At 56.4% G+C, this 8,896-nt stretch carries 8 protein-coding genes; 3 read left to right on the plus strand and 5 right to left on the minus strand.

Translation table 11 applies throughout. From position 1 onward, the window contains the following. Positions 1-67: 67 nt before the first annotated feature. From L8V01_RS11425 to L8V01_RS11435, 3 genes are all read left to right on the plus strand, one after another. Positions 68-1,084, plus strand: coding sequence for a DoxX family protein (locus L8V01_RS11425; RefSeq protein ID WP_269947130.1), 1,017 nt, complete (start codon positions 68-70; stop codon positions 1,082-1,084). A 157-nt stretch (positions 1,085-1,241) separates the two neighbouring features. Then, complete coding sequence (locus L8V01_RS11430; RefSeq protein WP_269947131.1) at positions 1,242-3,467, plus strand: HelD family protein; 2,226 nt, start codon at positions 1,242-1,244, stop codon at positions 3,465-3,467. A gap of 20 nt (positions 3,468-3,487) precedes the next feature. Continuing rightward, complete coding sequence (locus L8V01_RS11435) at positions 3,488-4,504, plus strand: App1 family protein (RefSeq protein ID WP_269947132.1); 1,017 nt, start codon at positions 3,488-3,490, stop codon at positions 4,502-4,504. 71 nt (positions 4,505-4,575) lie between these two features. Here the strand turns inward: L8V01_RS11435 and L8V01_RS11440 are convergent, their stop codons facing one another. From L8V01_RS11440 to coaE, 5 genes are all read right to left on the minus strand, one after another. Beyond that, positions 4,576-5,016 (minus strand): universal stress protein, encoded by a 441-nt coding sequence (locus tag L8V01_RS11440; protein ID WP_269947133.1) that lies wholly within the window; start codon positions 5,014-5,016, stop codon positions 4,576-4,578. A gap of 83 nt (positions 5,017-5,099) precedes the next feature. After that, positions 5,100-5,552: a universal stress protein gene (locus L8V01_RS11445; RefSeq protein ID WP_005323274.1), complete on the minus strand. Its 453-nt coding sequence runs from the start codon at positions 5,550-5,552 to the stop codon at positions 5,100-5,102. Between the two features lie 129 nt (positions 5,553-5,681). Beyond that, positions 5,682-7,775, minus strand: a complete 2,094-nt coding sequence (uvrB, locus tag L8V01_RS11450; RefSeq protein ID WP_269947134.1) for an excinuclease ABC subunit UvrB — start codon at positions 7,773-7,775, stop codon at positions 5,682-5,684. A 40-nt stretch (positions 7,776-7,815) separates the two neighbouring features. Further along, entirely contained in the window at positions 7,816-8,178 is a 363-nt protein-coding gene (locus L8V01_RS11455; RefSeq protein ID WP_269947135.1) for a DUF4259 domain-containing protein, read from the minus strand. A 67-nt stretch (positions 8,179-8,245) separates the two neighbouring features. Continuing rightward, positions 8,246-8,854 (minus strand): dephospho-CoA kinase, encoded by a 609-nt coding sequence (gene coaE, locus L8V01_RS11460; protein ID WP_269947138.1) that lies wholly within the window; start codon positions 8,852-8,854, stop codon positions 8,246-8,248. Between the last annotated feature and the right edge of the window lie 42 nt (positions 8,855-8,896).

Raw genomic sequence — 8,896 nt, forward strand, 5'->3', positions numbered from 1 at the left:
AATTTCCGCGTACAATGGTCTGGCACACCATAGATCTAGAACAACGAGCTAAGGAGCTTTAAGGACTATGATTCGCAAGCTTGCCCGCCCCATGCTGGCATCCGTTTTTGTATGGGAAGGCGTAGACAACCTGCGCAACGCGTCCGAGCACGTTAAGGAGACCGAAGGCTTCCTCAAGACCGTGCGCAAGACCGTTCCTTCTGAGTACCAGGGCTATATCCCTAATGACCCAGAACTAGTTACCCGCGCCATCGGCGGCGCGAAGGTCGGCGCCGGATCCACCTTGGCTCTGGGCAAGGCACCGCGCACCTCCGCTGCGGTTCTGGCTGCCGCTACCCTGCCTAACCTGATTGCTAAGAATAATTTCTGGGCTGCTGGCAATAAGGAAGAAAAGGAAGCCCGCCGCAACGGCTTCATTACCAACACTGCCCTGCTCGGTGCCCTATTTATCACCACCCAAGACACCGAGGGTAAGCCTTCCCTGCGCTGGCGCGCGCAGAAGGCTGGCAAGCGCACGAACAAGAAGATTCAGCAGGCTCTGCCAACCAAGTCCGAGTCTGAGCAAAAGCGCGAAGAGCTTTCTGCGCGAGCTAACGAACTGTCCACCAAGGCCGGCGACTGGTTCAGTGAAACCTCCGCTAAGGCACAGGCCTATGTAGACGACAACAAGGACGACTGGCAGTCCACTGGCCGTGGCTTGCTGGACACTGCAAAGTCTTATGTGGATGACGCCAAGAACTATGTGGAAGACAACAAGGACGACTGGCAGGAGTCCGGCCGCGGCCTGCTGGGCAATGCCAAGTCCTTCATTGAGGACTCGGTCGATAACGCCAAGTCCTACGTAGAAGACAACAAAGGTGATTGGCTAGAGGCCGCACAGGCCAACCGCGAGACCGCTCGCACCGGTGCCGTCAAGGCAGCTACCAAGGCTCAAGCTCGTGCTGACAAGGCCGTCGCCAAGCTGGATGGCGCAAAGTCCAAGCGCGCAACCAAGAAGGCCTCCAAGCGCGCAGATAAGCTGCAGCAGGAAGCCAATAAGAAGATTGAGGCTGCCATCAAGAAGCTGGAAAAGCGCAATAAGTAGCCACCAGAACTTCAGCCGAATATCTCGGTGGTGATACACGGCCCAGCTCTACGCTGGGCCGTTGTTCTTTGTCACGGCACGGTCTAAACTCGTCTCTCCCCTTGCCGGACAGCGTGCCCGGTGCCTCTTCCCTAAAGACCGATTTCCAAGGAGTCACGTGAACTCAGCATCCAAAAAGCACGCGGCAACTGTAGGCTCCACCGAGCAGAAAGCCATCGCCGCAGAGCAAGAATATGTGGACGGCCTATTCTCCCGGCTCGACCATGAGGTGGCAGCGGCCAATGAGAGGCTTAATGAGGTGCAAGCGAATGTAGATCCTTCCACCCCAGACGCGGATGCCTTAGTGCGCCGCGAAACCGAATACCACGGGTTGCAGGCCAAGCTAGACCGCCTCAACGTTGCCCAAATGGGTCTGGTCTTTGGACGCATTGACATTGACGCCCCTGGTGATAACCCCACCCCGGAGGGATTAGATCGCCGCTATATCGGGCGCATGGGATTAGATGCCCGTGAGGAGGACTATCGCACGCTGCTCTTGGACTGGCGAGCCCCAATGGCACGCCCATTTTATTTAGCCACTACTGCCCAACCAGAAGGTGTCAGCACCCGCCGCCAAATCCGCACCAAAGGGCGCACAGTCACCGGGATACATGATGAAGTGCTATCTGGCCCCGGTGTGCGGGAAGAAGAGGCGGGGGTAGCCAGTGAATCTGCGCTCTACCACGCCATGCAGCGTGCTCGCACTGGGCACATGGCATCCATCGTCGAGACCATCCAGCGCGAGCAGGACGAAATTATCCGCGATAACACCCGCGGCGTGATGGTAGTAGAGGGTGGGCCTGGTACCGGCAAGACCGCCGTCGCATTGCACCGAGTGGCCTACCTGCTCTATACCCACCGCGAGCTCCTATCTGCCACCGGCGTTCTTATCGTTGGCCCCAATAGCAGCTTCTTGGACTATATTTCCCGCGTGCTGCCAGAGCTTGGTGAGACCGGCGTGGTGCTGTCAACCATTGGTGGCCTGTTCCCAGGAATGGACCCAACTCACGAGGAAGACCTCATCGCTCGCGAAATTAAAGGCAGTGCAGCCATGGTAGAGATACTCTCCGCTGCAGTTAAGGCCTATCAGCTGCTTCCCGACGCCCCTCGTGAGCTCTCCGTTGACGGGCTCAGCTTGAGCGTTACCCCCGGCATGGTCAAAAGCGCACGTACTAGGGCACGCCGCTCGCGCAAGCCGCATAATGAAGCGCGAGGTGCTTTCATCGAGCACTTCGTCGAAGACCTCGCCCAGCAGATGGCTGAAAAGGTAGGAACCGACCCGCTCGGAGGGAACAACCTGCTATCCCGCGCCGATATCGATCAGTTCCACGATGACCTTGCTGAGGATGCGGAGGTTATCGCCTTAGTCGATGAGTTTTGGCCCGAGCTTCACCCCACCGACGTACTTGCGGAGCTATTGTCCTCCCGCGAGCGCATTGCGGTTGCCGCCCGGGGCTACGACGAAGAAACTCAGGAGGCCCTCTACCGCGCCGATGGACGGGCCTGGGCCGATTCGGATGCTGCCCTCCTTGATGAACTAGCCGTTCTTATCGGATTGCCCAATCCTGAGGAGAAGAAGGCGGCTGATGATGCAGCGTGGCGCGAACAAGTGGCGGACGCGGAAGATGCCCTCGACATCCTTTCCTCGTCGGAGTCCACCGATAACGACGATGACATGTTTGAAGCCGAGATCCTTTCGGCTCACGATGTCATTGACGCCGAAACCCTAGCTCACCGCCAAGAGGTGCGCGATAAGCGGACGACTGCCCAACGCGCGCGCGAGGATCATACGTGGGCTTACGGGCACATCATCGTGGACGAGGCCCAAGAACTAACGCCGATGGAGTGGCGGATGCTCTTCCGGCGTTGTCCATCCCGGTGGATGACTTTGGTGGGTGACACCTCCCAGACCGGGTCTCCGGCTGGTGTTGATGACTGGGGCGAAGCCTTGGAGCCGTTTGTGGCGCAGCGTTTCCGGCACCATTTTCTCACCGTCAACTACCGCACGCCGCAGCCGATCACCGAGCTAGCCAATGACTTACTGGAGATGATTGATCCCGAGGCCACTCCGGCTACTGCCATTCGGGATGGAGTACCGGTGCGCAGGATCAAGGAAGGAGACTACGCCCCGGGCGTATATACCGAAGAGGACGGCAGGCTCACAGCGGTTATCGACGCCGCCTCAGCAGAGCACTATAAAGGCCTCGAGTTTGACCACGTGGTAGTACTCGACCCGCAGCGCATTGTGGATTCCTCTCCTCAGGGCCTGCAGAACCTTTATGTCTGCATTACTCGTGCCACCCAAACGCTGACCCTGGTTGGTAACTGCGGCGAAGTTCTTTAGCCTCCCGTAGGCTTTAGGCCATGGCTCTTTCTGACATCGTGCGCAAGGCTGAAAGCTCGCTTAACTCCATTACCCTAAAGCGCTCCCAGCGCCGCGGATGGCAGCCACAAATTGTGGGCTATACCGGCTACGGCACCACCGAACACGTGAGAATCTTTGGCCGCGTGCTCATGCGCGACCCTGAGGAAGGCAAAAGGGACACTTGGGGAAAGCGCGGTTACCAACAGTTTCTCACCATTCAGGTAGGACACCATGATGTAGCGGCCACAATTGGTGAACAGACTGTCTCTGGAACAACCGATAGCAACGGCTATATCGACCTGCTCGTCCATGATCACGGACTGGAGCCTGGGTGGCATACGGGCACGGTCGAAGCCGCTAACGCGAAACCCGTAGCCGTGGAAGTGCTCATTGTGGATCCGGCAGCAAAAATCGGAATAGTCAGTGATATTGATGACACGGTGATGGTCACTTGGCTGCCACGGGCGCTCACTGCTGCATGGAATTCCTGGGCTAAACGCCCAAGCAAGCGCCAAGCGGTTCCTGGAATGGCGGAGTTCTATGCCCAACTGCAACGGCGCTATCCGCAGGCACCGGTGTTCTATCTATCCACGGGCGCATGGAATACCTTTGGCTCGCTTAAGAAGTTCTTGTCTCACCATGGCTTTCCCGCTGGCCCTATGCTGCTGACGGATTGGGGCCCTACAGAGACGGGCTTCTTCCGCAGCGGACAGGAGCACAAGCGCGTGCAGCTGCGAAATTTGCTGATCGCGTACCCTGATATGCAATGGATATTGATCGGTGATGATGGTCAACACGATCCTTTGACCTACGGCGATGTGGCAAACGAGCATCCGGACCGGATTCATTCGGTGATCATCCGCAACCTAAGCCCGCAGGAACAATTGCTTTCGCACGGTTCATTAAGCCCTTTGGCCGATGCCAATGAGGAGGGCAACTTTGCCATTCCCCTAATTCAAGGCGCAAACGGCAGGGCTATCACCGCGGCCTTTAGCGCCGCACACCCTGAAGAATAACGCGGCGCTTAACGACGAAACCCGCCCTCGCCTTTCTATAGTCAAAGGCCAGGGCGGGTGTGATACCGAGCTTAGCTTACGGTGTGAACGATCATCACATCGCAGTCAGACTGGCGAGCAACGTCTGCTGGAACGGAACCCAGCAGGCGACCGGTCAAGGAGTTGATGCCGCGGTTGCCGACGATGAGCAAGTCAGCCTTGTTGTCATTGACAATGGACATCAGGGCCTGAACTGGGGTACCAGGGCGAACAGCGGTCTCGACCTTGGAAGCACCGAACTTCTCGGCGTGCGCCTTGGCGTCCTTCAGGTTAGCCTCGGCCTTCTCATCGCCCAGAATAGTAACGGAATCCTGGCGCAGGGTCTTAGAAGCCTGCTCCTGATTCTCGTAGTAAGCACAACCGATGATCAGAGTGGAATCAAAGGCGGCGGCAATCTTAGCTGCTCGCTCGACTGCAAGAAGAGAAGACTTAGAACCGTCAGTACCGACAACGATCGTGTTGTAGTCGCTCATGATGACCTTTCTTTGTGGGTGTGTACCCGGGATTTTTATTTAGCCTACAGGGGCATTACTGCCAGTGTAACAACGAAAAATGATTAACGTTTCTCGCTGGTATTAACAACGACGACGTCCACCTTAGACTTGTGGGTCAGTTCCGTGGGCACGGAACCGAAGACTCGACCACGAACGGAATTAACACCGCGGTTGCCCACCACGAACAGGTCCACATCATAGTCTTGGCCTACTTCCAACAAGGCTTTAACTGGGTCGCCGGATTTGCCCACTATTTCAATGTGCTCCGCACCCTCAGACTCGGCGATCCGAGTGGCATTGGTGAGGTAGGTACCTGCCATGTCCTCACTAACAACGGGCAAACCGGCTTCGTCACCCCTAGGAGCGCCCAGCATTGATCCAGCGTGGTTATAAAATGCCGAGATGATAATCAGTTTGGCGTCGTACGCCCGTGCCATGGACGCCGCTGCGCGTACCGCGCGCAGGGAGGTTTCAGAGCCATCGGTGCCGACGGCAATGTTTTTATACGTAAGCATTATTCTCCTTGCAGTTGAACCTTTACATAGAGCCAACTAGACGGCGCTTCTGGCACTCCTCCAGTATAACTAGCACGGCTGTATATAGAAGTACCCTTGGAAACAATCATCCCTTTCAGGGGGAGAAAGCTAGATTCCTGCCTCCTTCAATCCTCGCAACTCCTTCTTGAGATCCGCGATTTCATCGCGCAAGCGCCCAGCCAACTCGAATTTAAGCTCGCGCGCGGCGGCACCCATCTGTGCCGAAAGGTCGTCGATAAGCGCCTGCACCTCGTCGGTAGCCATACTGGAAATATCACGCTTTTCCACCACTGCAGAGGGATCGGAGTCCGATTCTTCCTCCCCGCCGTTTTCATAAACCTGATCTAAGATATCTGCAATCTTCTTGCGCAGCGGTTGCGGGTCAATGCCATGTTCCTTGTTATAAGCTATCTGCTTTTCTCGGCGACGCTCGGTCTCCTCAATTGCCTCTTGCATAGACTCGGTGACCTTATCGGCATACATGATGACCTCGCCAGAGACATTGCGCGCGGCGCGACCAATGGTCTGGATAAGCGAGGTAGTTGAGCGCAAAAAGCCTTCCTTATCCGCATCCACGATAGCCACCAGGGACACCTCGGGAAGGTCAAGGCCCTCGCGCAGAAGGTTGATGCCAACCAAAACATCGAACTCACCTAGTCGCAATTGCCGCAACAACTCGACGCGCTGCAAAGTATCAATATCCGAGTGCAGATAACGCACCTTAATGCCCTGCTCCAACAGGTAATCGGTGAGATCTTCCGCCATGCGCTTGGTCAAGGTGGTCACTAGGACACGCTCTTGCTGGGATATGCGGGTGCGCACTTCATCGATAAGGTCATCAATTTGGCCTTTGGTGGGCTTAACGGTCACCTTTGGATCCACCAAGCCGGTGGGGCGAATTACCTGTTCTACGTACTCGCCGCCCGAGGACGTAAGCTCAAAGTCCCCTGGGGTTGCGGACATATACACGGTTTGGCCCACGCGCTGCTCAAACTCATCGAAGGTCAATGGGCGATTATCCACGGCCGACGGCAAACGGAATCCAAACTCCACCAAGTTTCGTTTGCGGGACATATCCCCCTCAAACATGCCACCAATCTGCGGCACGGTGACGTGGGACTCGTCAATAATGGTGAGAAAGTCCTCTGGGAAGTAGTCCAGCAACGTTGCTGGCGCAGAGCCAGCAGGGCGACCATCCACGTGCCGAGAGTAGTTCTCGATGCCGGAGCAAAAACCTACCTGCTCGATCATTTCCAGATCATATTCGGTGCGCATTCGCAGCCTTTGTGCCTCCAGCAACTTGCCGCGGTTTTCTAGATCTTCCAGGCGCTCGGCCAGTTCTTCCTTGATGGCAGCTACTGCCTTTTCCATGCGTTCTGGCCCGGCCACGTAGTGCGTAGCCGGGAAGATGCGCACCTCATCTACTTCTTCGATGACATCTCCGGTCACGGGGTGGATGTAATACAGCGAATCAATATCGTCACCGAAAAACTCGATACGCACAGCACGTTCCTCATAGGCCGGAATGATGTCTACCGTATCGCCCTTGGCACGGAAGGTACCGCGGGTAAATCCCACGTCGTTGCGCTCATATTGGATATCCACCAGCAAGCGGAGGAAACGGTCACGGTCCAGCTCCTCATCCACGGAAATGATAACCGAGCGATCCAAGTAGGACTGCGGAGTGCCCAAGCCATAAATACAGGACACAGAGGAGACCACTACCACGTCTCGGCGAGACAGCAGCGCCGACGTAGCAGAGTGGCGCAGGCGTTCAACGTCCTCGTTGATGGAAGAATCCTTTTCGATATAGGTATCTGTCTGCGCGATATAGGCTTCAGGCTGGTAGTAGTCATAGTAGGAAACGAAATACTCCACCGCGTTATGCGGCAAAAGCTGGCGCAGCTCATTAGCCAACTGCGCCGCGAGAGTCTTATTGGGTGCCATGACCAACGTGGGCCGCTGCTGCTTTTCGATGAGCCAAGCGGCGGTAGCAGACTTACCTGTACCGGTAGCACCCATGAGAACGACATCGCGCTCGTCTCGATTGAGCCTGTCATTGAGTTCTGCGATGGCGGACGGCTGATCGCCTGCCGGCTCATATTCCGACACAACCTGAAATTCGCCAGGGGTGCGCTCGACCTCGCTGACGACGCGGTGTTCGGAATTTGGAATAAGGGGATGTTCAGCAGCAAAAGCCATGCCCACTACTTTACTGCCTAGGCAGCGAAACTAGCTACGTTCAAGGTAGAGAATCCTGCGCGGTGCGAAGCCACTCTTCAAGCTCGCCAGTGGTCTCCCATAAAGCGTAGACAGAGGAAGTTTCAGGGCGCATGGCGCTATTGATGTGCCTTCGCAGCCAAGCCTTAAACTGCGGCGTGAAGAGCGGCGCAAGATCTTCGCGGTCTATGCCTTCCGGCAGTGCATCCGCAGATAGCTTCAGCAAGGCGCCTAGGGCGATCATGGTCTCCGCATCATCAGAGTCCAGAGGCTCTGCAGCGCACGATCGCTGAAATGATTTGAGATCGAAAGAACCATCGCGCAAGCCCGCGAGCAATTCTCGCGCTGCGTGATTATCAAATGGCCCAGTATCCCACGTTCCCACGGCCGGTAGCTTAAGGCACTAAAGTTAACGAGACTTCGAAAGCGCGTGAACTTTAATTACCCAACGGTTAAACCTTGGGTGACTCCGATTCAATGCTGTCCAAAACTTCGGCAGTTCGCGCGCGCAGCTGCTCTAGCGAACCATTGTTATCAATGATGTGCGTAGCTGCGGCTCGGCGCACCTCGTCCGGCACCTGGGCAGCAATGCGCCGGCGCGCGTCTTCCTCTTCAAGACCGCGCGAAGCTACAAGGCGACGAACGCGTTCTTCTTCATCCACATCAACCACAATGACGCAGTCCATGTCTTTGTCTAAGCCGTTATCCACCAAAAGCGGCATATCGTAAACGGCGAAGCCATAGCCTTCCTCACGTGCCAACGCGAATTGGCGCTGCGTTTCCTCTTGGATGCGTGGATGGGTAATGGAATTCAACAACTCGGTGTGTTCTTTGTCCACAAAGGCTCGCCGAGCTAGTTCCTTGCGGTTGAGGCTGCCGTCTGCCAGCAGGATCTCTTCCCCGAATGCCGACGCCAGCTCCGATAGAGCCGGCTTGCCAAGCTCGACGACGTCGCGTGCAATGCCATCGGCGTCGACCACACACCACCCGCGTTCGCGGCAAAGCGTTGCGACTGTTGACTTGCCACTGCCAATACCACCCGTAAGCCCAATGAGTTCCATGGCAGCCACCCTACGCGAAAAAGGAGCCCCACCATACGCTTT

The organism is Corynebacterium curieae (assembly GCF_027570035.1).
Classification (GTDB): Bacteria; Actinomycetota; Actinomycetes; order Mycobacteriales; family Mycobacteriaceae; genus Corynebacterium; species Corynebacterium curieae.